Origin of the sequence: Streptomyces griseomycini (assembly GCF_014203535.1) — a bacterium.
GTDB lineage: Bacteria > Actinomycetota > Actinomycetes > Streptomycetales > Streptomycetaceae > Streptomyces > Streptomyces griseomycini.
In genome coordinates this window covers 402737-424385 of record NZ_JACHJI010000001.1, presented here as the reverse complement: position 1 = coordinate 424385, position 21649 = coordinate 402737, and the positions used below count along the sequence as shown (strand labels likewise).

Sequence of the window (21649 nt, the reverse complement as noted above, 5' to 3'; positions counted from 1 at the left end):
CCGCAGAGCCCCGCCTCCGCACATTCCCTTCCCCTTCACCTTCCGTGCTGGAGCGATGCGCGCTCGCACGGAGGTTCCGCCCGTCTCTCCGGGAGCTCCGCCATGTCCGTCCCCACCCTTGCCGCCGCCCCGTCCCTCTGTGCGCCTCTGCCGGTTCTGGGCCGGGACGTCACCGTCCCGCTCGTCACCGGCGGCGAGGTCGCCTACGCCGCGCTCGACTACGCCGCCAGCGCCCCCGCGCTCCAGCGCGTCTGGGACGACGTCGCCGCGTACGCGCCCTGCTACGGCAGCGTCCACCGCGGCGCCGGATACCTCTCCCAGCTCTCCACCGACCTGTTCGAGAACGCCCGCCGGACCGTCGCCGCCTTCCTCGACTGCCGTGACACGGACCAGGTGGTCTTCACCCGCTCCACCACCGACTCCCTCAACCTGCTCGCCGCCGCGCTCCCGGACGGCTGCGAGGTCTTCGTCTTCGAGACCGAGCACCACGCCTCCCTGCTGCCCTGGAGGAACGCGCGCGTCACCTGCCTCGACGCCCCGAGCAGCCCGCGGCAGGCCGTGGACACCCTGGAGCGCGCCCTCGCCGACCGCACCGCATCCGTTCACGGGGGCCACGGCCCCGCCCTGGTCTGCGTCACCGGCGCCTCCAACGTCACCGGTGAGCTGTGGCCCGTGCGGGAACTGGCCGCCGCCGCCCACGCGCACGGCGCCCGGATCGTCCTGGACGCCGCCCAGCTCGCCCCGCACCACCCGGTGAGCGTCCGCGACCTGGACGTCGACTGGGTCGCCTTCTCCGGGCACAAGCTGTACGCCCCCTTCGGCTCCGGTGTCCTGGCCGGCCGGGCCGACTGGCTGCGGGAGGCCGAGCCGTATCTCGCGGGCGGCGGCGCCAGCCGCAGGGTCACCCGGCGCGCGGACGGGGGACTGGACGTGGAGTGGCACGACGGCGCCGCCCGCCACGAGGCCGGCTCGCCCAACGTCATCGGCGCCCACGCCGTCGCGTCGGCCTGCAAGGCGCTCACCGAGGCCGGGTTCGACACGCTGGTCGCCCGCGAGGAGCACCTGATCCGCACGGTGCGCGAAGGACTCGCGGACGTCCCCGAGGTGCGGTTCCTGTCCCTGTTCGGGGACGACGCGCCGCGCGTCGGTGTGCTCTCCTTCGTCGTCGAGGGCTGGAACAGCTCCCACTTCGCCGCCGCGCTGTCCGCCGAGTACGGCATCGGCGTGCGCGACGGACTGTTCTGCGCCCACCCGCTGGTGCGCAGGCTGCTCGGCGGCGACCCGCGGAGCCAGGGCGAGTGCGGCGCCCCCGAGGCGGCGCCCGGGGAGAAGTCCCTCAACGCCGTCCGGGTCAGCTTCGGGGCGGGGACGCCGGACGAGCACGTGGAGCGGTTCGTGCGGGCGGTGAAGGAGCTCGTGCGGGACGGGGCGAAGTGGAGCTACCGCACGGAGGACGGGCGGTGCGTGCCCGACACGTCCGCGTGAGCCGGGGCCGGTAGCCGGGCGCCCAGCAGGATCATCCGCAGGGCGCGTTCCGTGGCGTCGGTGAGGAGTTCGGCGCCGCGGACCAGGGCCTCCGCGAGGGCCATCGGGGCGGGCAGGATGCCGTGACAGGCGTCCACGCCCGGCACCTGGTGCGCGCCCTCGCCGAGCGTCCCCGCCAGGGCGAGCACCGGCCGCCCGTACAGCTTGGCGCGCCGGGCCACCTCGGCGGGCACCTTGCCGCGCGGTGTCTGGTGGTCCAGGGCGCCCTCGGCGGTGACGACCAGGTCGGCGCGGGCCAGCCGGGCGTCCAGGTCGAGGTGGTCCAGCAGGACGTCGAAGCGGGGGAGGAGCCGCGCACCGAGGGCGGCGAGCCCGGCGCCGAGCCCGCCGGAGGCGCCCGTGCCGGGGCCCTGGCGCAGATCGGTACCGGTGACGCCGAGATCGCGGGTGAGGACGCGCGCCCAGTTCTCCAGTCCCGCCGACAGCTCCTCGACCTGCGCCGGGGTCGCCCCCTTCTGCGGACCGAACACCCGGGCCACGCCCCGCTCGCCGCACAGCACGTTGAAGGGGTTGCAGGCGACGAGGAGTTCCACGTCCCGCAGCCGGGGATCGAGGCCGGTCGGGTCGATGCGCGCCAGCCGCGTCAACTCACGCCCTCCCCTGGGCAGTTCGAACCCGTCCGGGTCCAGCAGCCGGGCGCCGAGGGCCTGGAGCGCGCCCGCGCCGCCGTCCGAGGTGCCCGAGTCGCCGCAGCCGACCAGGACGCGCCGCACGCCCTGGTCGAGCGCCGCGCGGATCAGCTCGCCGACGCCGTACGTGGTCGTGGCACCGGGATCGCGCCGGGTGCGCGGGACCAGGGACAGGCCCGCGACCGCCGCCATCTCCACCACCGCGGTGTCCCGGGAGCCGAGGAGGGCGAAGTGCGTGCCGACCGGTTCGCCGACCGGGCCGGTGGCGGCCAGGGCGACCAGCCGCCCGCCGGTCGCGGCGGCCAGCGCCGGGGCCGTGCCCTCGCCGCCGTCCACCAGCGGGATCCGGTCGATCTCCGCGTCCGGCAGGACCCGGCGGACGCCCGCCGCGATGGCGTCGGCGGCGGCCTCGGCGGACAGCGACTCCTTGAAGCCGCTGGGGGCTACGACGACACGGGTGAGCATGGGAACACTCCTAGCTGGTCAGTACCGGGTTCGGGCGGCCTAGCGGGTCACGGGAACGCCGAGCAGCGGCCACACCGCGACGGCGAACAGCAGGACCAGGGCGGCGGTCAGCGGCGCCAGCACGGCGGACAGCCGCAGCAGGTCGCGCGGGGTGTAGGTGGGGGTGCCGGGGACCTCCGCGAAGAGCGTGACCGGCTTGGCGGAGGCGGGCAGCGTGTGGCAGAAGCCGGCGGCGGCGGTGGAGGCCAGCGCCGCCGCGACCGGGTTCACCCCGGCGCCCACCGCCGCCGCGACCACCAGCGGCACCAGCACCGAACTGCGGGCGGAGCGGGACTGCAGGATCAGGTGGGCGGCCGTGCTGACCGCGATCACGACCACCAGGAACACCACCGGGGTGACCCCGTCGGGCAACCCGCCGACCAGCCACTTCGCCGCCCCCGACTCGGCGAGCGCCACGCCCATCGCCATCGTCGCCGCCATGAACAGCAGCAGCGACCAGGGCACCGTCCTCAGGGCGTCCTTCAGCCGTACGGTGCCCAGGACGGGCGAGGCGGCGACGACCGCGCCGATCAGCGCGACCACGGCCGGCGACACCCGGTGCAGCGGCTCGCTGCACCACAGGGCGACGACCGTGGCGAGCAGCGCCGCGCAGCGCTTCTCGGCCTGCGTCCAGGGGCCGGTGACGGGGCGGTCGCTGTGCCGCTGGATCTCCTCGGCGGTGATGTGCACCGGGCCCTTGCGGTCCGCGCGCCGGGTGGTGGTCAACAGCACCGCCTCCGCGGCGAGGTGGGAGGAGACCACGGCCAGCGGCAGTCCCAGCACCAGCCATTGCGTGAAGCCGACCCGCTCCCCGGCGGCCTCCCACAGCACCGACACGGTGATCAGGTGCGCGCCCGCGCCGATCAGGGTCGCCACCGCCGACAGCAGGATCACGGTCGGGAACAGCAGCGCCAGCATCACGACCAGCCGTCCGCGGTCGGCGAGGGCCTTGGCCAGCGCGAGGAACACCGGCAGGGCGAGCGCGGCCCGGCCCGAGGTGGCGGGCACCGCGAACGCCGTGACGACCAGCGAGGCCGTGGTCAGGTGCGTCAACTGCCGTACCGTGCGCGCCCCGCCGACCAGGAACGCCGCCGCCCGTCCCGCGAGCCCGGTCCGGGTCACCGCGGCCGCCAGCACGAACGCGCAGATCAGCAGCCACACCGTCGAGTCGCCCAGGGTGCCGAAGAGGGTGTCGTTGCTGATCACCCCGGTCACCGTCAGTGCGAGTCCGGCGCCCAGCGCGATGTACGTGTCGTCGATCGGCGTACCGACCCAGGCGCAGGTCGCCAGCGCGAACACGGCGAGGGTGAGGCGCGCGTCCCCGCTCATGCCGGGGAAGTTGCCGGGCACCGCGAGCAGCGCGCACAGCGACAGGGCCACGCACAGGGCGGCGGTCAGTCGGGGGTTCAGCGTCACGTCATCGACGATTCACCCGGACCGTGAGCCGTCGATGAGCCGAAGATGAAGGGAGCTTCACGCGGGGAGGCGGTAGCCCATCCCGCGGACCGTCTCCACCTTCTCCGCGCCGAGCTTCTTGCGCAGCGCCCGCACGTAGACGTCCACGATGTTGGAGCCGGGGTCGAAGTCGTAGCCCCACACGTGGGACAGGATCTGTTCGCGGGAGAGTACCTGCCCGGGGTGCCTCAGGAACAGTTCCAGCAGCACGAACTCACGGGCCGTCAGGTCGACGGTGCGCTCCCCGGACCGGGCGCGGCGGGTGCGCAGGTCGAGGCTCAGCGAGCCGGACCGCAGCACCGTCACCTCCGGCGCGCGGGCCGCCGTGCGCAGCCGCAGCCGTACCCGGGCGAGCAGTTCCTCGAAGCGGAACGGCTTGGTCATCCAGTCGTCGGCGCCGCCCTCCAGGCCGGCCACCGTGTCCCGGACCGAGTCCCGTGCGGTCAGCACGATCACCGGGGTCGTCACCCGGGACTCGCGCAGCTCGCGCAGGACCGTGAAACCGTCCCGGCCGGGCAGCCCGATGTCCAGGACGACCAGGTCGAAACCACCGGTCAGCGCGTACTCGTAGCCGGCCTCGCCGTCGGGGACGACGGTGGTGGTGAAGCCGTTGGCGCGCAGGCCCTTCTCCACGAAGGAGGCGATGCGCTCCTCGTCCTCGACGATCAGGATCCGGTTCACCTGTGTGCCTCTTCCAGCGTCAGTACGAAGGTGGCGCCGCCGCCCTCGGTGTCGTGCAGGCGGACCCGGCCGCCGTGGCCCTCGGCGATCGCCCTGACGATCGACAGGCCGAGTCCGGCGCCCGAACCGCGCGCGCCGCGCCGCGAGGTGCCGCGCCGGAAGCGTTCGAAGACCAGCTCCCGGTCCTGCGGCTGGACACCGGGACCGGAGTCGGCGACGTACAGCTCGATCCGCGGGCCCTCGGCGCGGGAGCCGATGCGGATGGTCTGCCCGGTGGTGGTGTGCTGCACCGCGTTCTGCGCCAGCTGCACCATCGCCTGGGTGATCCGCTGGGGGTCCAGCTCCACCTCCCGGTCGGCTATGTCGGTGAGCTGCCAGTCGCGTTCGCCCAGGGTGCGGGCCTTGACGTAGACGTCGGCGGTGAGTTCGGCGAGCTGCACCGGCTCCGGGGTGACGAAGTCGGGGCGTTCGGCCTTGGCGAGCAGCAGCAGGTCCTCCACGATGCGGCTCATCCGGTCCAGTTCGTCGGTGACCAGGCGGACGGTCTCCTCGCGCTCGGCGGGGTCGTCGCCCATCAGCTCCAGGTGGCCGCGCACGATGGTGATCGGGGTGCGCAGCTCGTGGCCGGCGTCGTCGACGAACTGGCGCTGCGCGGCGAAGGCCCGCTCCAGCCGGTCGAGCATCGCGTTGAACGTCTCGGCGAGGGCGGCGATGTCGTCGTGGCCGCGCACCGGGATGCGGCGGGTGAGGTCCTGCTCGGTGAGCTGCGCGGCGGCGGTGCGCACCAGGCGCACGGGCTGCAGGATCCGCCCGGCGACCGCCCAGCCGATGCCGGTGGTCAGCAGCAGGGCGACCCCGGAGATGGCGAGCAGCACGCGGAACACCTCGTCCACGCGCGCCACTTCCCGCTCGGGGTGGAAGGCGACGACGAACGCGGCCTCGGGGGCGTCGCCGCCGGCCCGGGCCACGGCCACCTTGGTCCAGCGGATCTCGCCCTCGGGCCGGTGCAGCACCCCGGAGGCGTCGGGCGAGTCGAAGACGCGGCGCCGGGCGTCGGGGTCCCGGTGCAGGGGCAGGGCGACGGGCAGGTCGCGCGGCTGGGTGAGCTGCGCGGGTCCGCCGCTGGGCCGGGCCACCAGGCCGATCAGCTCCTCGTCCGGGTCGGCGTACTGCCGTTCCAGGAAGACCTTCAGCAGCCGGTCCGGCTCGGTGAAGGGCCGGCCGGTCTCCGGGTCGAAGCCGCGCTCCTTGAAGTTGGCGAACTCGCCGGCCTCCTGGGCGAGCAGCCCGTTGATCCGGTCGTCGACGTCCCGCAGCAGGAAGGAGCGGGTGGTCGTGGCCACCGAGGCGAGCGCGACGGCCATGACGAACAGCAGCCAGAGCAGGATGCGGACGCGGGCGGAGATCCGCCGGCGCGCGGGGTCAGCCGTCGTCGCCCGGTCCGTCGTCCTCGCCGGGGCCGTCGTCCGAGGAGTCCCGGCCGCGGTCGTCGTCATCGTCATCACCCGCTGGGCTGTCGGTCACCGGAGGCCGGGAGACGACCTCGTCGCTCGGCGTCGGTTCGGGCCGCGCGGACGGGGCCGTGGGCGTCGGAGCGGGGGAGCCGCTGTCCAGCTCCACCCGGGGCGGGACCTTGGGCGGTTCGGGGCCGTCGGCGAGGGCGAAGCTCGTGGCGGCCACGCCCAGGGGGATCAGGACGACGGCGGCCAGGGCCGCCATCCGGCGAGTGAAGACCATGCCCCCGATCCTGCGGCGGGAACCGGACGGCGCGGATGAGCCGGAGATGAAGAACTCTTCATCCCGGGCCGTCGGCCGGGCTCCGCCGCGGCGCCGTCCTCAGCTGTCCAGGCCGATGGCGAACGCCGCCTCCAGGTCGTGCTGCGAGTACGTGCGGAACGCCACGTGCGTGTCGGTCCCCTCCACGCCGGGGATCTTGCTGATCCGGCCCGGGATGACCTCCGCCAGGTCCTCGTGCTGCCGGACCCGGACCATGGCGATCAGGTCGTAGGTACCGGTGACGGAGAAGACCTCGCTGACGCTGTCCAGCGCGGCGATCTGCTCCGCGATCTCGGGGATCCGGTCCACGCTGGTCTTGATGAGGACGATCGCGGTGATCACGGCTGGTTCTCTCCCTCGGGGACTGGAGCAGGGGTGGCCTTCACTGTAGTCGCCCGCCCGAAGCGGACCCACGCGTAACCGAAGCCCAGACCGAACCCCACCAGGTGCGCCAGGTACGCCACCCCCGGGCCGCCGCCGTCCGCCCGCCCCGCCGCCGCCCACTGCAGCGCCGCCCAGAACGGCAGCACCACCCACGCCGGGAAGCGCACCGGCAGGAAGAACAGGAACGGCAGGAGACTGGTCACCCGGGCCCGGGGGAACAGGAAGAGGAACGCGCCGAGCACCGCCGAGATCGCCCCGGAGGCCCCGACCAGGGGCTGCCCGGAGTCCGCGTGGGCGGCGGCGTACCCCAGCAGGGCGAGGTAGCCGCAGCCCACGTAGCACACGGTGAACCGCACCCGCCCCATCCGCGCCTCGGTCATCGCCCCGAAGACGTGGAGGAAGAGCATGTTGCCGAGCAGGTGCACCCAGCCGCCGTGGACGAAGAGCGCCGTGGCGGGGGTGAGGACGGCCCCGGGGAATCCTTCGAACAGGTCTGCGGGGATCACGCCCCAGCGCCGGAAGCAGGCCCGCTGCGCGGCGAGCAGCTCCTCCCCGGAGCCGTGGGCCGGGTTCAGGCCCGAGGCCGGCCCGACCAGGAAGACCAGGCAGCACAGGACGATGAGGGTGCGGGTCACCGGGGCCGGCGAGCCCCGCAGCGCCCCGGCGGCCGACGCGCTCCAGTTGCGGATCATGAACACAGAGCATGACGTAACCGGACGCAACCGCACAGACCGCCTCGCCGCCGTGGACGGGCGGGCGGCCGGGACCCGCCAGGCCGTAGGGTTACGAGCCACACGTACCGGGGAGCCGGTGCGTCACGGACACTGGAAGGAAGGCGAACAGCCACGATGACGGTTCCTCTGCCGACCGACTCGACGCGGTGGCGCTGCACCCTCTGCGGCAACCTCACGCGGTTCGACGTGACCCGCTCGTCGAGGGTCGTGGAGTACGTCCACCTCGATCTGGCCGGAGAACCCAGGGTCGAGGAGCGCGAGGTGCTCGATGAGACGATCGAGTCGGTGCGGTGCCGCTGGTGCAACGCCGTGGACCAGGTGGAACTCGTGGACAGGCCGGGTGCCGGCTCCTGAACGGGGGCGGGCCCCGCTGACGGCGACCCCGCACAGGGGGTCGCACACAGGCATTGGGGTGTGACGGATGGTGGAGACCACAGGCGGGGGGCCGGAGGACGGCGCCGCCGAGGTGCTCGACCGTCCGCTGCCCGACGGAGTGCGCCGCCGGGTCGTCCAGATCGCCGCCGACGGCTTCGGCGGGCTGACGGTCACCGAGCTGCCCGCCCCGCTGCGGCAGTACGCCCGGTTCACCCCCAGCCGCCGCGCCAAGTTCGCGGGCAACGCCATGGCCGCGGCGCTGGAGAGCGATCCGCTGTTCCGGCAGCGCATCGGGGAACGGCTCAGAGAGGCCCAGCCGGAACTGGCCGGCGCCCTCGACTCCGGCTCCCCGCCCCCGGCCGCGGACCCGCTCGACGTGGCGGCCGCGGCCTACGTGCTCCGCCCGGCGGGCTGGGTCAAGCTGGTGACCGCGGCCGGCGAGGAGGCGCAGCGCGCCGACGCCGAGCGCGCCGACGAGGAGAACCGGGCCGAGCTGGAGCGGCTGCGGGCGGAACTCGCCCGGGCCCGCGAGCACACCAGGTCCGAGACCGAGCGGCTGCGCACCGAGCTGGAAGCGGCGAAGAAGGAAGCCGACTCGCTGCACCGCAAGCTGCGCTCCGCGCTCAGCGACGTCAAGCGGGGCGAGGCCGCCCTGCGCAAGCTGCGGAGCGAGATGGAGGCGGTCCGCGCCGAGGGCCACGCCCAGGTGTCGGCCGCCGAGAGCGAGAGCCGGCGCCTCAAGGCGCGGCTGGGGGAGACCGAGGCCGCGCTGGAGGCCGCGCGCCGGGCGGCCCGGGAGGGCCGCAGCGTCGAGGACATGCGGGTGCGGCTGCTGCTGGACACCGTGCTGGACGCCGCCCAGGGGCTGCGGCGCGAGCTCGCGCTGCCCCCGGTGTCCGTGCGGCCCGCCGAGACCGTGGACGCCGTCGAGCCCGGCCGCATGACCCCGAAGGACATCGCCGCCCGCGCGCTGTCCGAGGACGACCCCGCCGTCCTCGACCAGCTGCTGGCGCTGCCGCAGGCGCACCTCGTCGTCGACGGCTACAACGTCACCAAGACCGGCTATCCCCAGATGCCCCTGGAGAAGCAGCGGCTCAGGCTCCTCGGCCAGCTCGCCCAGCTCGCCGCCCAGACCGGCGCCGAGGTGACGTGCGTCTTCGACGGCGCCGAGCTGGCCGCGCCGGTGCTGCTGGCGCCGCCACGCGGGGTGCGGGTGCTGTTCTCCAAGCCGGGCGTCACCGCCGACGAGCTGATCCGCCAGCTGGTGCGCGCCGAGCCGCCCGGCCGGCCCGTCATCGTCGCCTCCACCGACCGCGAGGTGGCCGACGGGGTGGCCCGCGCGGGCGCCCGCCCGGTCGCGTCGGCGGTGCTCCTCAAGAGGCTTTCCTAGCCCCTTGGCCGACTTCCGTCACCCCTGCAACGTACGGGATTTATGCCCGAATTGACGGAACCGTCACGCAACGTAGCGTCAGCCGGGCATCACTGCAGGTGAGTTGAGGGCGAATAAACCCGCCGTAACGAAGATTTTGTGACTGGGGATTTGAACTGATCACAAGAGAATCACTAGGGTCGGCTCCGAACCCTCGCCCGCGCGATCACTCTCGAGAAGGAGCTCGTCTCCGTGGCGTCCCACCGTCGTCCCAAGCAGCCGAGCCGCGCACGCGTGACCGTGCTCACCACCGCTGCCGCAGCTGCCGTCGCCCTGAGCTCGCAGGCGGCCAACGCCGCTCCGAGCGAGAAGCCGAGCAAGGACGAGGTGAAGGCCAAGGTCGACAAGCTCTACCAGCAGGCCGAGCAGGCCACCGAGAAGTACAACGGGGCCAAGGAGAAGCAGGAGAAGCTCCAGAAGGAGATCTCCACCATCCAGGACGACGTCGCCCGCGGCCAGCAGGAGCTCAACGAGCTGCGCGACGGCCTCGGTTCGATGGCCAGCGCCCAGTACCGCAGCGGCGGCATCGACCCCTCGGTCCAGCTCTTCCTCTCCTCCGACCCGGACGACTACCTCGACAAGGCGTCCACCCTCGACCAGTTGAGCACCCAGCAGGTCGACGCGCTGAAGGAGATCCAGGAGAAGCAGCGCGAGCTCGCCCAGCAGCGCTCCGAGGCGTCCGAGAAGCTCAAGGACCTCGCCTCCACCCGCACCGAACTGGGCAAGAAGAAGAAGGAAGTCCAGGGCAAGCTGGCCGCCGCGCAGAAGCTGCTCAACAGCCTGACCGCCGAGGAGAAGGCCCAGCTCGCCGAGGAGCAGAACCGCGCCACCCGCACCAGCGAGCGCGAGGCCCTCTCCGCGAACGTCCCGGCCGGCTCCGGCCGCGCCGCCGCCGCCTTCGCCGCCGCCCAGAGCAAGCTCGGCACCCCCTACGTCTACGGCGCCACCGGCCCGTCCTCCTTCGACTGCTCCGGCCTGACCTCCTGGGCCTACGCGCAGGCCGGCGTCGGCATCCCGCGCACCTCCGAGGCACAGACCGGTGCGGGCACCAGGATCTACTCGGTGAGCCAGCTCAAGGTCGGCGACCTGGTCTTCTTCTTCAACGACCTGCACCACGTGGGCCTGTACGCGGGCAACGGCCAGATCATCCACGCCCCGCGCACCGGCACCGTCGTGCGCTACGAGTCGATGAACACCATCGGCGGCCCGTTCATGTTCGGCGTCCGCGTCTAGCTTCCCGCCCCTCCGCGAGACCGGCCCGGTGCCCCCGAACGGGGGAATCGCACCGGTGCCGACCGGCCCCACGCCCCGCCTGTGACCTGCGTCGAAAGGCGGGGCGTCGCCGTGCGCGGCCGCCGCGGGCGTTGGTCCGCCCGCCGCCGCCGGCGCTACTGTCTGCCGCGTTTCCCGTCCGCCAGCGGAAGGAGCGCGGCTTCCCGTGGGGTCCCATCGCCGTCTTGCACCGTCCTCCGGACCCGACCGGGGCGCCGTGGCCGCCGTCGGTCTGCTGTCCGTCACGGCCGCCGCCCTGGGCGCGGTCCCGGCCGCGGCCACGCCGTACGACGACACCCGGTCCGAGGTGGACCGCCTCTACACGGAGGCCGAGAAGGCCACCGAGGCGTACAACGCGGCCGACGAGCGCGCCGACGGCCTGCGCCGGCAGGTCCGCACCGCACAGGACGGGATCGCCCGGCAGCAGGAGCGGGTCAACACCCTGCGGGAGTCGCTCGGTTCGCTCGCCGGCGCCCAGTACCGCTCCGGCGGCCTCGACCCCTCCCTCGTCCTGCTGCTCTCCGACGACCCGGAGGAGTACCTCGAGAAGGCCTCCGTCCTCGACCGGATCACCGTCCGCCAGGCCGGTGAGCTGAGGAGACTCCGGGGCGCCCTGCGCTCCCTCGCCCAGGACCGCGCGGAGGCGGCCCGCACGCTGGGCGCGCTGGAGAGGAGCCGCAGGGCCGTCGCGGCCCACAAGAAGACCGTCGAGGACAAGCTCGCCGAGGCCCGCCGGCTGCTCGACTCCCTCCCGGCCGGCGAACGCGCCGCCTACGACCGCGCCGCCCGCTCCGGCCGCGCGGACCTGACCGGCCCGGCGGCCGCACCGGCCTCGGCCCGCGCGGCCGCCGCCGTGGCCGCCGCCCGCTCCGCCCTCGGCAGGCCCTACGCCTGGGGCGCCAACGGGCCCGGCTCCTTCGACTGTTCGGGCCTGACGCAGTGGGCTTACGCGCAGGCCGGGGTGTCCCTGCCGCGCACCTCGCAGGCCCAGCGGTACGCCGGCCGGCGGGTCCCGCTCTCCGAGGCGCGCCCCGGCGACCTGGTGCTCTACCGGTCCGACGCCAGCCACGTCGGGATGTACGTGGGCGACGGCCGGGTGATCCACGCGCCCTACCCCGGCGCCCCCGTGCGCCACGACCCGGTCGGGATGATGCCGGTCTCCTCGGTCACCAGGGTCTGACCGAAGCGGCCCGGCGCCCGTACCCTCGGAAGGATGGCTGGTCGAAGGCGGGTTCCGGGGGCGCCGGTGGTGGCGCTGTGTCTGCTGCTCGTCTCCCTGGTCGCGTGCGGCGGGGGGCCGGTCGCCGACGGCGTCCGCGCCGAGGTGCAGTCGCTCCTCGACCGGCGGGCCGGGGCGGTCCTCGACCGCGACGCCGCCGGCTACGCCCGCACCGGCACCCGGGCCGGTTTCGACAACCTGCGCGCCGTACCGCTGGCGGACTGGTCCTACCGCGTGACCGCCCTCGACCGCACCGGCGACACCGCCACCGCCTCCGCCGACCTGAGCTACCGCGTCGAGGGCCACGACCGGTCGCCGGTCACCACCGCCCGCACCCTGCGCCTGAGCCGGGACGCGGACGGCCGCTGGACCGTCGACTCCGACCGGCCCGCGCGGAAGTCCGGCCAGCAGCTGTGGGACCAGGGCCCGGTCCGGGCGGTCCGGGGCGAACGGGCCCTGGTGCTCGGCGTCGGGCAGTCCGAGGCGGAGCTGCGCGACTACGCCGGGCTGGCCGACCGCGCGGTGCCCGCGGTGTCGGACGCGTGGGGGCCGGACTGGACCCGCCGCGTCGTCGTGCTGGTGCCGGAGTCCCTGGAGGGCATGGCGGGGCTGCTGGGTTCGCCCGCCTCCTCCTACCGGGGGATCGCGGCGGTCACCACCGGCGAGACCGGTACGGGGGAACGGGCGCCCGCGGACCGGATCATCGTCAACCCGGACGCCTTCGGACTGCTGGGCGCCCCGGGCCGGCAGGTCGTGCTCACCCACGAGACCACCCATGTCGCCACCCGCGCCCACACCTCCGCCGCGACCCCGCTGTGGCTGTCCGAGGGCTTCGCCGACTGGGTCGGCTACCGCGGCGGGGGGCGCGCCCCGGCCGAGATCGCGCCGGAACTCGCCCACGCGGTGCGCCGGGGGGAGGTGCCCGCGGCGCTGCCGGACGACGCGGACTTCGGCTTCTCCGGTGACGCCGACCGGCTGGCCCGGGCCTACGAGAGCGGCTGGACGGCCTGCCGGCTCATCGCCGACCGCTGGGGCGAGGAACGCCTGGGCGCGTTCTACCGGGCCGTGGGCGCGCACCGGCAGCGGGAGGGGGCGGTCGAGGACGCGATGGCCCGGGTGCTGGACACCACCCCGGAGGAGTTCACCGCGCGGTGGCGGGACCACGTACGGGACCGGCTCGGCTGACCCGGCTCCGGCCCCCCCGCCGCTGGGTGAGCGCTCAGCCCGGCTGTTCCAGCTCCGCGACGGCCTCCCGCAGCCACGCGCGCTCCGCCTCGCCCGTGGCCCGGGCGACCCGCAGCACCCCTCGCCGGAACAGGTCGTCGGCCTCCTCCGCGCGCACGGGATCGCCGTCCCGGTAGAAGAGGCTCGCCGGTGTCTCGAGGAACTCGAGCCGGCGCCGCAGCACCGCGGCCTGTTCCCGGCGGTCGGGCAGGTGGCGCAGGAACGCCAGCACGGTGTTGAAGCGCACCTGGTCGGTGATCTCCACCTGCTTCGGCCGGCGCAGCCGCTCCAGCAGGCTCGCGCGGCCGGCGTCGGTGAGGGAGAGGACGCGGCGCGGGGCGGCGCTCGCGCCCGGTCCCGTGTGCTGCTCGAGCAGGCCCGCCGCGACGAGCCGGGTGATCGCGGGGTACAGGGCCCCGTCGCTGACCGGGCGGACGTGGCCGCTCAGCGCCTTGATGCGCTCCTTCAACTCGTAGCCGTGCAGCGGCTCTTCGGCCAGGAAGCCCAGGATCGACAGCTCCAGCATGCGGACGGGTTCCTCCTTGCGGGGGGTGTGCGGGCCATGCTACCTCTTTCCGAGATACCTCGGATCGATATACCTCGGACCGGGATACTTGAAGAGGGAGCCGAAGTGAACGCCCACCGCAGGCAGCTCGTGTCGCTCGCCCACCCCGTCTACTTCTCGCTGCTGGCCCCGGTCGCCGCCGGGATCATCAACACCGTCTGGGTCTCCCGGCTGGGCGGTCCCGCCGTGGCCGCCGTGGCGGTGGCGACCAGCACCGAGAACGTGCTGCTCGGCGTCGCCCTGGTCTTCGGCTCCGGCACGACCGTGCTGGTCGCGCACGCCAGGGGCGCGCGGGACCCGGGCGCGGTGCGGGCGGCGGTGCGCGGCGGCTGGGCGCTGTGCGCGGTCGTGACGCCGGTGGTCGTCGTCGGCGGTCTGGCGGCGCGCGAGCCGCTGGCCCGGCTGGTGCTGGGCGGGGCGGAGGGCGGGGGCGCCGCACCACGGCTCGCCGTGGCCTACTTCGCCGTCTCCCTGCCGGGCACGGCCGTCTTCTTCGCCCAGACCCTCGTCGACGGCATCCTCAAGGGCGCCGGCGACACCCGCACCCCGATGCGGCTCGCGCTGCTGGCCAACGGGCTGATCCTGGTGTGCGACCCGCTGCTGATCCACCGGTACGGGGTCCTGGGCGCCGCCGTCTCGACGATGCTGTGCCGGCTGGTGGCCCTGGGCGCCGGACTGGTCGCGCTGCGGCGCGACGGGCTGCTGCGCGCGGCGCGCGGGGCGGACCCCGGCGAACCCGTCACCGTCTCACTGCGCCGGACCCTGGCCACCGGGCTGCCCGTGTCCGCCGACTTCACCGTGCGGCAGACCGGCGCCCTGGCGCTGGTCGCGATCGTGGCGCGGCTCGGGGTGACGGCGGTGGCCGCGTACGCGATCGCGTACAAGGTCCTGTACGTCGCCACCATGGCCTGCTACGCCGTGCGCCAGGCCGCCGCGATCCACACGGCCCACGAGCGGGGAGCCGGCCGGGACGAGCGGCGGGCGATCGGACGGCAGGCCGTGCTGGTCTCCGGGACGGCGGCCGCCGTGGCCGCGGTCCTGCTGGGCGCCACCGCACCCTGGATCATGGCCGCCTTCGGCGCCGGACCCGACGTCGCCCGGGAGGGAGCGGTGTTCCTCCGCTGCATCGGCCCCCACCTGCTGCTGATGGCCTGCTTCATCGCGCTCGGCGGCGTCTTCGAGGGCAGCGGCGGCGCCTCGGCGGTGCTGCGCGTGACCGTGCTCGGCACGGCGGTCCAGCTGCCGCTCGCGTACGCGCTGACCGGGCTCGGCCTGCCCGGCGTGGCCCTCGCCCTGGCGCTCGCCATGGCGGTGCAGTGCGCGGTGCTGCCGGTGCCGCTCCGCAGGGCCCGGGATCAGGAGGAGACCGGGGCCTCGGTGGCGCGGGCCGGCTGAGGGACCGTGGGGAGCGGGCGCCGGCCGGGGACGGTCGCGCGCCACAGGGCGCGGGCCGCGAGCAGGGCCGCGGCCACCAGCAGGCCGTTGCGGACGGCCAGGAGGGCGATCCCGAGCGGGTCGCTGGCCACCACGTGGTGGAACCAGACCGGGAACTCCAGCACGGTCACGACGGACGCGGCCAGCACCAGGGCGACCGGCAGCCGCATCCGGCTCTCCCGGAAGCACAGGCACACCGCGGCGAGCCCGACCAGCCACACCATGTACTGCGGGCTGATCACCCGGCTGGTGACGGTGAACATCAGCACCGCCGTGAACGCGGCGTCGACGGCGGTGTGCGCCTCGAAGCGGGTGGCCAGCAGCCGCCACAGCACCAGCCAGGCGAAGGCCGCCCCGGTCAGGAACAGCGCGCCGGTGCTCACCCAGGTCACGTACGGGCCGAGGAACTCGACCGAGCCGTAGTTGAGCAGCACCTCGCCGTCCCAGCCGTGGTGCCGGGCGACGTGGAAGACGAGGGCGCCCAGCGACTCGACCTCCGTGCCCCGGTCGCGCTGGAAGGTCAGGAAGGCGAACGCGCCGGGCACCGTCACCGCGAACAGGGCGGCCACGCCGGCGCCGGTCGCGGCGGCCGAGGCCCAGGCGGCACGCCGGCGGACCCCGAGGAGCAGCATCGCCGGCCACACCTTCAGCAGCGCCCCGAACCCCGCGAGCGCCCCCATCAGCCGGGGGTGCCGGACGCCGGCCAGCAGCGCGGCCACCGCCACCGCGGTCACCATCACGTCGTAGCGGGCGTACACCGTCGGCCCGAGCAGCGGCAGCCCCGCCACCCACACCCAGGCGCCGCGCGGCGACCGGCCGGGCCGCCGGCCCGCGTGCACCAGGAGGGCCAGGACGGCCAGGTCGGCGAGGAGGGCCAGGACGAAGAACGCGGTGGCGTACTCCAGGAAGGGCAGCAGGCCGGGGGAGAGGACCGCCAGGGCCGCGGCGGGCGGGTACTGCCAGGTGACGTCGTCCAGCGGAAACGTTCCGGTGAGCAGGACCTCGTACCAGCCCCGGTAGATCACCGACACGTCGCTGGTGACGTCCGGACCGGGAAAGACGATCACCTTCAGGACGCACAGCAGCAGGGCGGCCCGCGTCAGCCCCCACAGGAGCAGCAGCCCCGTGAGGGACCCTCGTGCGGCCGTCGTCCTCATGCGATCCCTGCCCGTCCGGTGTGCGGTCCCCAGGGGGCCATGATGTCACCGGGCACCCGTGTACGGGCCACCGAGCGCCGCCGTGACCGGTCGTGCAACGGCGTTCGATAGGGTCTGCGGCGATGCACAAGACCCTGATCGTGACCAACGACTTCCCGCCCCGGCCCGGCGGTATCCAGGCGTTCCTGCACAACATGGCGCTGCGGCTCGACCCCGAGCGGCTCGTCGTCTACGCCTCCACCTGGAAGCGCACCCGGGAAGGCGTCGAGGCGACGGCCGCCTTCGACGCCGAGCAGCCCTTCACCGTCGTGCGCGACCGCACGACGATGCTGCTGCCCACCCCGCGGGTCACCCGGCGGGCCGTCGGGCTGCTGCGCGAGCACGGGTGCACCTCGGTGTGGTTCGGGGCGGCGGCGCCGCTCGGGCTGATGGCGCCGGCGCTGCGCCGGGCCGGCGCCGAGCGGATCGTGGCCACCACCCACGGCCACGAGGCCGGATGGGCCCAGCTGCCCGCCGCGCGGCGACTGCTGCGCCGGATCGGTGAGTCCACGGACACGATCACCTACCTCGGCGAGTACACGCGCTCGCGGATCGCCGCCGCGCTGACCCCCGCGGCCGCCTCCCGGATGGTGCAGCTGCCGCCCGGGGTCGACGAGAAGACCTTCCACCCCGGCTCGGGCGGCGACGAGGTCCGGGCGCGGCTCGGACTGACCGACCGCCCGGTGGTCGTGTGCGTCTCGCGGCTGGTGCCGCGCAAGGGACAGGACACGCTGATCGAGGCCATGCCCGCGATCCTGGCGGCCGAGCCGGACGCCGTGCTGCTGATCGTCGGCGGCGGCCCGTACGAGAAGGACCTGCGCGCGCTCGCGCGCGACACCGGGGTCGCCGGCTCCGTCCGCTTCACCGGCTCCGTCCCCTGGGCGGAACTGCCCGCCCACTACGGTGCCGGCGACGTCTTCGCGATGCCCTGCCGGACCCGGCGCGGCGGACTGGACGTCGAGGGGCTCGGGATCGTCTACCTGGAGGCCTCCGCGACCGGGCTGCCCGTCGTCGCCGGCGACTCCGGCGGCGCCCCCGACGCGGTGCTCGACGGCGAGACCGGCTGGGTCGTCCCCGGAGGCTCCCCCGAGCAGACCGCCGACCGCGTCGTCACCCTCCTCGGCGATGCGGAGCTGCGCCGCGGGATGGGCGAGCGGGGCCGCCGCTGGGTCGAGGAGAAGTGGCGCTGGGACCTGCTGGCGGAGGAACTGAAGAAGCTGCTGTAGGAGCTGTCGCAGGACCTCCGGAACGCGCGACGGCGCGGCAGCCCGCATCCGGGCTCCGCGCCGTCGCGCGTTCGGCCTCGCGCGTCCTACTTCGCGTAGATCGCCTCGATCTCGTGGGCGTAGTCCTTCGCCACCACGTTCCGCTTCAGCTTCAGGGACGGGGTCAGGTGCCCCGACTCCTCCGTGAACTGGGCGGGGAGGATGCGGAACTTGCGGACCGACTCCGCCTTCGACACCGCCGTGTTGCCGTCGTCGACCGCCGCCTGGATCGCCGCGAGCAGGTCCGGGTCCTCGCTCAGGGACGCCGCGGTGGAGCCCGCCGGCTTGCCGTGCTCGGCGCACCAACGGCCCAGGAACTCCTCGTCGATGGTGACCAGCGCGCCCACGAACGGCCGCCCGTCGCCCACCACCATGCACTCCGCGACCAGCGCGTGCGCGCGGATCCGGTCCTCTATCACCGCCGGGGCGACGTTCTTGCCGCCCGCCGTGACCAGGATCTCCTTCTTGCGGCCGGTGATCCGCAGGTAGCCGTCCTCGTCCAGGGTGCCGATGTCCCCGGTGTGGAACCAGCCGTCGGCCAGCGCCTCGGCCGTCGCGCCCGGGTTGTTCCAGTACTCCTTGAACAGGTGGTCGCCGTGCAGCAGCACCTCGCCGTCGTCCGCGATCCGGACCACCGAGCCGGGCAGCGGCTGGCCGACCGTGCCGATCTTCTGCCGGTCCCACGGGTTGAACGCGGTGGCCGCACAGGACTCGGTCAGGCCGTAGCCCTCCAGGACGCTGAAGCCGATGCCGCGGAAGAAGTGGCCCAGGCGCTCGCCCAGCGGGGCGCCGCCGGAGATGGCGTACTCGCCGCGCCCGCCCAGCACCGCGCGCAGCTTGCCGTAGACGAGCTTGTCGAACACCTTGTGCTTGATCCGCAGGCCCAGCGACGGGCCCGACGGGGTGTCCAGCGCCCGGCTGTACGCGATCGCCGTGGCCGCCGCCTTGTCGAAGATCCCGCCCTTGCCGTCGGCCTGCGCCTTGGCGCGCGCCGAGTTGTAGACCTTCTCGAACACCCGCGGCACGCCCAGGATCAGCGTCGGGCGGAACGCGGCCAGCTCGTCGGTGAGGTTCTTGATGTCCGGCACGCAGCCCAGCTTGATCGGCGCCATCATGGGCGCGATCTGCACCAGCCGCCCGAAGACGTGCGCGAGCGGCAGGAAGAGCAGGACGGAGCACTCGCCGGTGCGGAACAGCGGACGCAGCCGCTCCACGATGTTGCCGCACTCGGCGAAGAAGCTGCGGTGGGTGAGCACACAGCCCTTGGGGCGGCCGGTCGTACCGGAGGTGTAGACGATCGTCGCCGGGTCGTCGGCCTTCGCGATCGAGCTGCGCTCCTCGACCGCCCGGTCGGTGACGTCCTGGCCGAGGCGGCCCAGTTCCCCGACGCCGCCCGCGTCGATCTGCCACACGTTCTTCAGCGCGGGCAGCCGGTCGCGCACCGACTCCACGGCCGCCGCGTGCGCGTCGAGCTCCACGAAACAGGCGGTGGCGCCGGAGTCGCCGAGGATCCACGCCACCTGCTCCGGCGAGCTGGTCTCGTACACCGGCACGGTGATCGCGCCGGCGCTCCAGATCGCGAAGTCCAGCAGCGTCCACTCGTAGCGGGTGCGGGACATCAGGCCGACCCGGTCGCCGGGCTGGACCCCGGCGGCGATCAGTCCTTTGGCGGCCGCCCGGACCTCCGCGAGGAAGACGGTGGCCGTCACGTCCTGCCAGGCACCGCCGACCTTGCGGGCGATGACGGCGACGTCGGGGTGCTGCGCGGCGTTTCTGCGGACGATGTCGGTCAGGTTTCCGTCCGCGGGGACCTCGTACAAAGCCGGAAGGCTGAACTCGCGCAAGACTGCTGCTCCTCTTAGGGCGCCGGCGCCACGACGTTGTGCGATGCGACGGTGCGGTCCAAGGCTGGGCGGATGCTCGCGAATTCACATGTTGAAATCCCGAGCACGTCTGGACTGCCCGGACGTTACCCGCCGGTATGGCCTCTACGACAGGGGGTCCCGGCGAGATGTTCGCTGCGTCACACAGATGGGTGTTTCATCGCGCACAGTAGTCCACCCCGTCGCCGACGAGCCAGTAACCGCAGGTCCGGCCGCCGTTGTCCGGGCCGTCGCACGCGCTTACCCTTGATCGCCATGGCACCCACACCCGGCGGCAGTCACCGCACGCGCGTCCACGTGGTCAGCGACGTGCACGGCAACGCCCGTGACCTGGCCCGGGCCGGCGACGGCGCCGACGCCCTGGTCTGCCTGGGCGACCTGGTGCTCTTCCTCGACTACGCCGACCACTCGCGCGGCATCTTCCCCGACCTGTTCGGCACCGAGAACGCCGACCGCATCGTGGAGCTGCGCACCGCCCGCCGCTTCGAGGAGGCGCGCGCGTTCGGCGCCCGGCTGTGGGCGGGGCTCGACGAGGACCGGGCCACGCTGATCGAGAAGGCGGTGCGCAAGCAGTACGCCGAGCTGTTCGCCGCCTTCCCCACTCCGACGTACGCCACCTACGGCAACGTCGACATGCCGCCCCTGTGGCGGGAGTACGCCCGGCCCGGCACGACCGTCCTCGACGGGGAACGGGTGGAGATCGGCGGCCGGACCTTCGGCTTCGTCGGCGGCGGCCTGCGCACGCCCATGCGCACCCCCTACGAGATCAGCGACGAGGAGTACGCGGCGAAGATCGAGGCCGTGGGCGAGGTCGACGTGCTGTGCACCCACATCCCGCCGGAGGTCCCGGAACTGGTCTACGACACCGTCGCGCGCCGTTTCGAGCGCGGCAGCCGGGCGCTGCTGGACGCCATACGCCGCACCCGGCCCCGCTACGCGCTGTTCGGACACGTGCACCAGCCGCTGGTGCGGCGGATGCGGATCGGTGCCACCGAGTGCGTGAACGTGGGGCACTTCGCGGGCAGCGGGCGGCCCTTCGCGCTCGAGTGGTGAGGCCGGAACGGTGCGGATGTCCCAGGTGGGGTGAGTTGCGCCGGTCCGGTGCGCGGTAGCCTTCCGCTGCACAGACTGCACAGACGTGCGCTGCACCCGCGCACGGCGATCCGACGACCGGCGCGCATCCGGAGGAGCCACGGCGATGGCGGAACACACCAGCTCGAGCATCACGATCGAGGCCGCACCGGCCGATGTCATGGGGGTGATCGCCGACTTCGCCCGCTACCCGGACTGGACCGGTGAGGTGAAGGAGGCCGAGGTCCTCAAGACCGACGGGCAGGGCCGCGCCGAGCAGGTGCGCCTCGTCATGGACGCCGGCGCGATCAAGGACGACCAGACCCTCGCCTACACCTGGACCGGTGAGCACGAGGTCTCCTGGACCCTGGTGAAGTCCCAGATGCTCCGCTCCCTGGACGGCTCCTACCTCCTCCGGCCGGCCGGCCCGGGCACGACCGAGGTCACCTACCGGCTGACCGTCGACGTCAAGATCCCGATGCTCGGCATGATCAAGCGCAAGGCCGAGAAGGTCATCATCGACCGGGCCCTGGCGGGGCTGAAGAAGCGCGTGGAGTCGGGGGCGAAGTAGCGTTCCGCGGGGCGCGGACGCGCGGGGCGCGCCACCGCGCGGGCGCTCGCCGGCCGGCGCGTGGGGCGTGCGTCCCGGCTCCGGGGGCGCGGTGCGGGCGGTCCGGTCCGGCGGGCGGTGGGCCCGTGGTCCTCTGTGCGCGCGTCCGTCCCTCCCCGATCCGGGCAGTCGCCGCCCGGCCCGATCCGGCCCCACCCACCCGGCCGGCCCGGCCCGTCCGGCCCGGACGGCGGCGGCCGGCCCGGCCCCGCGAGTCCGTTCCGGTGGTCCCGGGCGCACCGGCCGTGGTCGTCGCCCGTTCCCGGGAAGTCACACGGCCGGCGCACCCGTGCCCCCGCGACCGCCGGGTCCGCCACGGCGCCCGTTCCCCGCCGAGGGCCCGGCCCCCGTCCCCGCCTCCGGTCCCGGCCCGGCAGGGCGTCACGCGGTCCCCGCCG

At 74.2% G+C, this 21649-nt stretch carries 20 protein-coding genes; 10 read left to right on the top strand and 10 right to left on the bottom strand.

Annotated elements, in window-relative coordinates; translation table 11 throughout:
* Positions 1–102 precede the first annotated feature (102 nt).
* Positions 103–1485, top strand: coding sequence for an aminotransferase class V-fold PLP-dependent enzyme (locus tag FHS37_RS01945; protein WP_184817232.1), 1383 nt, complete (start codon positions 103–105; stop codon positions 1483–1485).
* Here the strand turns inward: FHS37_RS01945 and FHS37_RS01940 are convergent.
* The 7 genes from FHS37_RS01940 to FHS37_RS01910 form a co-directional block, all read right to left on the bottom strand.
* Positions 1440–2639, bottom strand: coding sequence for a glycerate kinase (locus tag FHS37_RS01940; RefSeq protein ID WP_184817231.1), 1200 nt, complete (start codon positions 2637–2639; stop codon positions 1440–1442). The genes FHS37_RS01945 and FHS37_RS01940 overlap by 46 nt on opposite strands.
* Positions 2640–2678: 39 nt before the next feature.
* On the bottom strand, positions 2679–4094 hold the full coding sequence (locus tag FHS37_RS01935) for an SLC13 family permease (RefSeq protein WP_184817230.1): 1416 nt from the start codon (positions 4092–4094) through the stop codon (positions 2679–2681).
* 57 nt (positions 4095–4151) lie between these two features.
* A complete protein-coding gene (locus FHS37_RS01930; RefSeq protein WP_184817229.1) occupies positions 4152–4814 on the bottom strand; it encodes a response regulator transcription factor in 663 nt (220 codons plus the stop codon).
* Positions 4811–6310 carry a sensor histidine kinase gene (locus FHS37_RS01925; RefSeq protein WP_184817228.1) on the bottom strand — a complete coding sequence of 500 codons (1500 nt, stop codon included), beginning with the start codon at positions 6308–6310 and terminating at the stop codon, positions 4811–4813. The genes FHS37_RS01930 and FHS37_RS01925 overlap by 4 nt, the downstream gene beginning before the upstream one ends.
* Positions 6237–6551: a small secreted hydrophilic protein gene (locus FHS37_RS01920; RefSeq protein ID WP_184817227.1), complete on the bottom strand. Its 315-nt coding sequence runs from the start codon at positions 6549–6551 to the stop codon at positions 6237–6239. The genes FHS37_RS01925 and FHS37_RS01920 overlap by 74 nt, the downstream gene beginning before the upstream one ends.
* Before the next feature lie 99 nt (positions 6552–6650).
* A complete protein-coding gene (locus FHS37_RS01915; RefSeq protein WP_159531942.1) occupies positions 6651–6932 on the bottom strand; it encodes an Lrp/AsnC family transcriptional regulator in 282 nt (93 codons plus the stop codon).
* Complete coding sequence (locus tag FHS37_RS01910; protein ID WP_184817226.1) at positions 6929–7666, bottom strand: rhomboid family intramembrane serine protease; 738 nt, start codon at positions 7664–7666, stop codon at positions 6929–6931. The genes FHS37_RS01915 and FHS37_RS01910 overlap by 4 nt, the downstream gene beginning before the upstream one ends.
* Before the next feature lie 156 nt (positions 7667–7822).
* Between FHS37_RS01910 and FHS37_RS01905 the strand changes: the two genes are divergently transcribed.
* From FHS37_RS01905 to FHS37_RS01885, 5 genes are all read left to right on the top strand, one after another.
* Positions 7823–8062, top strand: a complete 240-nt coding sequence (locus tag FHS37_RS01905; protein WP_184817225.1) for a hypothetical protein — start codon at positions 7823–7825, stop codon at positions 8060–8062.
* A gap of 67 nt (positions 8063–8129) precedes the next feature.
* The gene (locus FHS37_RS01900; protein ID WP_184817224.1) at positions 8130–9473 is read left to right on the top strand and encodes an NYN domain-containing protein; all 1344 of its coding nucleotides are present in this window, start codon (positions 8130–8132) and stop codon (positions 9471–9473) included.
* A gap of 231 nt (positions 9474–9704) precedes the next feature.
* Positions 9705–10745 (top strand): C40 family peptidase, encoded by a 1041-nt coding sequence (locus FHS37_RS01895; RefSeq protein WP_184817223.1) that lies wholly within the window; start codon positions 9705–9707, stop codon positions 10743–10745.
* Positions 10746–10950: 205 nt separating this feature from the next.
* Entirely contained in the window at positions 10951–11964 is a 1014-nt protein-coding gene (locus FHS37_RS01890) for a C40 family peptidase (RefSeq protein ID WP_184817222.1), read from the top strand.
* 33 nt (positions 11965–11997) lie between these two features.
* The gene (locus FHS37_RS01885; RefSeq protein WP_184817221.1) at positions 11998–13188 is read left to right on the top strand and encodes a hypothetical protein; all 1191 of its coding nucleotides are present in this window, start codon (positions 11998–12000) and stop codon (positions 13186–13188) included.
* Between the two features lie 34 nt (positions 13189–13222).
* On the opposite strand, the gene FHS37_RS01880 is transcribed toward FHS37_RS01885, so the two are convergent.
* Entirely contained in the window at positions 13223–13753 is a 531-nt protein-coding gene (locus tag FHS37_RS01880; protein ID WP_184817220.1) for a PadR family transcriptional regulator, read from the bottom strand.
* A gap of 105 nt (positions 13754–13858) precedes the next feature.
* On the opposite strand from FHS37_RS01880, the gene FHS37_RS01875 reads away from it, so the two are divergent.
* Positions 13859–15187: an MATE family efflux transporter gene (locus tag FHS37_RS01875; protein WP_184817219.1), complete on the top strand. Its 1329-nt coding sequence runs from the start codon at positions 13859–13861 to the stop codon at positions 15185–15187.
* Here the strand turns inward: FHS37_RS01875 and FHS37_RS01870 are convergent.
* A complete protein-coding gene (locus tag FHS37_RS01870) occupies positions 15148–16383 on the bottom strand; it encodes a glycosyltransferase 87 family protein (protein WP_184817218.1) in 1236 nt (411 codons plus the stop codon). The two genes, FHS37_RS01875 and FHS37_RS01870, sit on opposite strands and share 40 nt — an antisense overlap.
* A 122-nt stretch (positions 16384–16505) precedes the next feature.
* Here FHS37_RS01870 and FHS37_RS01865 point away from each other — a divergent pair, with 122 nt between their 5' ends.
* Entirely contained in the window at positions 16506–17648 is a 1143-nt protein-coding gene (locus tag FHS37_RS01865) for a glycosyltransferase family 4 protein (protein WP_184817217.1), read from the top strand.
* A gap of 86 nt (positions 17649–17734) precedes the next feature.
* On the opposite strand, the gene FHS37_RS01860 is transcribed toward FHS37_RS01865, so the two are convergent.
* Positions 17735–19531: an AMP-dependent synthetase/ligase gene (locus FHS37_RS01860; protein ID WP_184817216.1), complete on the bottom strand. Its 1797-nt coding sequence runs from the start codon at positions 19529–19531 to the stop codon at positions 17735–17737.
* 294 nt (positions 19532–19825) lie between these two features.
* On the opposite strand from FHS37_RS01860, the gene FHS37_RS01855 reads away from it, so the two are divergent.
* Both FHS37_RS01855 and FHS37_RS01850 read left to right on the top strand, forming a co-directional pair.
* Positions 19826–20623, top strand: a complete 798-nt coding sequence (locus tag FHS37_RS01855) for a metallophosphoesterase family protein (protein WP_184817215.1) — start codon at positions 19826–19828, stop codon at positions 20621–20623.
* A gap of 145 nt (positions 20624–20768) precedes the next feature.
* Complete coding sequence (locus FHS37_RS01850) at positions 20769–21212, top strand: SRPBCC family protein (protein ID WP_184817214.1); 444 nt, start codon at positions 20769–20771, stop codon at positions 21210–21212.
* The last annotated feature ends 437 nt before the right edge of the window (positions 21213–21649 follow it).

Bases quoted from the DNA above. Each gene is read 5' to 3' on its own strand.
- FHS37_RS01870 (WP_184817218.1), bottom strand. From the start codon at position 16,383: ATGAGGACGACGGCCGCACGAGGGTCCCTCACGGGGCTGCTGCTCCTG.
- FHS37_RS01940 (WP_184817231.1), bottom strand. From the start codon at position 2,639: ATGCTCACCCGTGTCGTCGTAGCCCCCAGCGGCTTCAAGGAGTCGCTG.
- FHS37_RS01905 (WP_184817225.1), top strand. From the start codon at position 7,823: ATGACGGTTCCTCTGCCGACCGACTCGACGCGGTGGCGCTGCACCCTC.
- FHS37_RS01945 (WP_184817232.1), top strand. From the start codon at position 103: ATGTCCGTCCCCACCCTTGCCGCCGCCCCGTCCCTCTGTGCGCCTCTG.
- FHS37_RS01850 (WP_184817214.1), top strand. From the start codon at position 20,769: ATGGCGGAACACACCAGCTCGAGCATCACGATCGAGGCCGCACCGGCC.
- FHS37_RS01855 (WP_184817215.1), top strand. From the start codon at position 19,826: ATGGCACCCACACCCGGCGGCAGTCACCGCACGCGCGTCCACGTGGTC.
- FHS37_RS01865 (WP_184817217.1), top strand. From the start codon at position 16,506: ATGCACAAGACCCTGATCGTGACCAACGACTTCCCGCCCCGGCCCGGC.
- FHS37_RS01885 (WP_184817221.1), top strand. From the start codon at position 11,998: ATGGCTGGTCGAAGGCGGGTTCCGGGGGCGCCGGTGGTGGCGCTGTGT.
- FHS37_RS01925 (WP_184817228.1), bottom strand. From the start codon at position 6,310: ATGACGACGACCGCGGCCGGGACTCCTCGGACGACGGCCCCGGCGAGG.
- FHS37_RS01910 (WP_184817226.1), bottom strand. From the start codon at position 7,666: ATGATCCGCAACTGGAGCGCGTCGGCCGCCGGGGCGCTGCGGGGCTCG.
- FHS37_RS01920 (WP_184817227.1), bottom strand. From the start codon at position 6,551: ATGGTCTTCACTCGCCGGATGGCGGCCCTGGCCGCCGTCGTCCTGATC.
- FHS37_RS01880 (WP_184817220.1), bottom strand. From the start codon at position 13,753: ATGCTGGAGCTGTCGATCCTGGGCTTCCTGGCCGAAGAGCCGCTGCAC.
- FHS37_RS01900 (WP_184817224.1), top strand. From the start codon at position 8,130: ATGGTGGAGACCACAGGCGGGGGGCCGGAGGACGGCGCCGCCGAGGTG.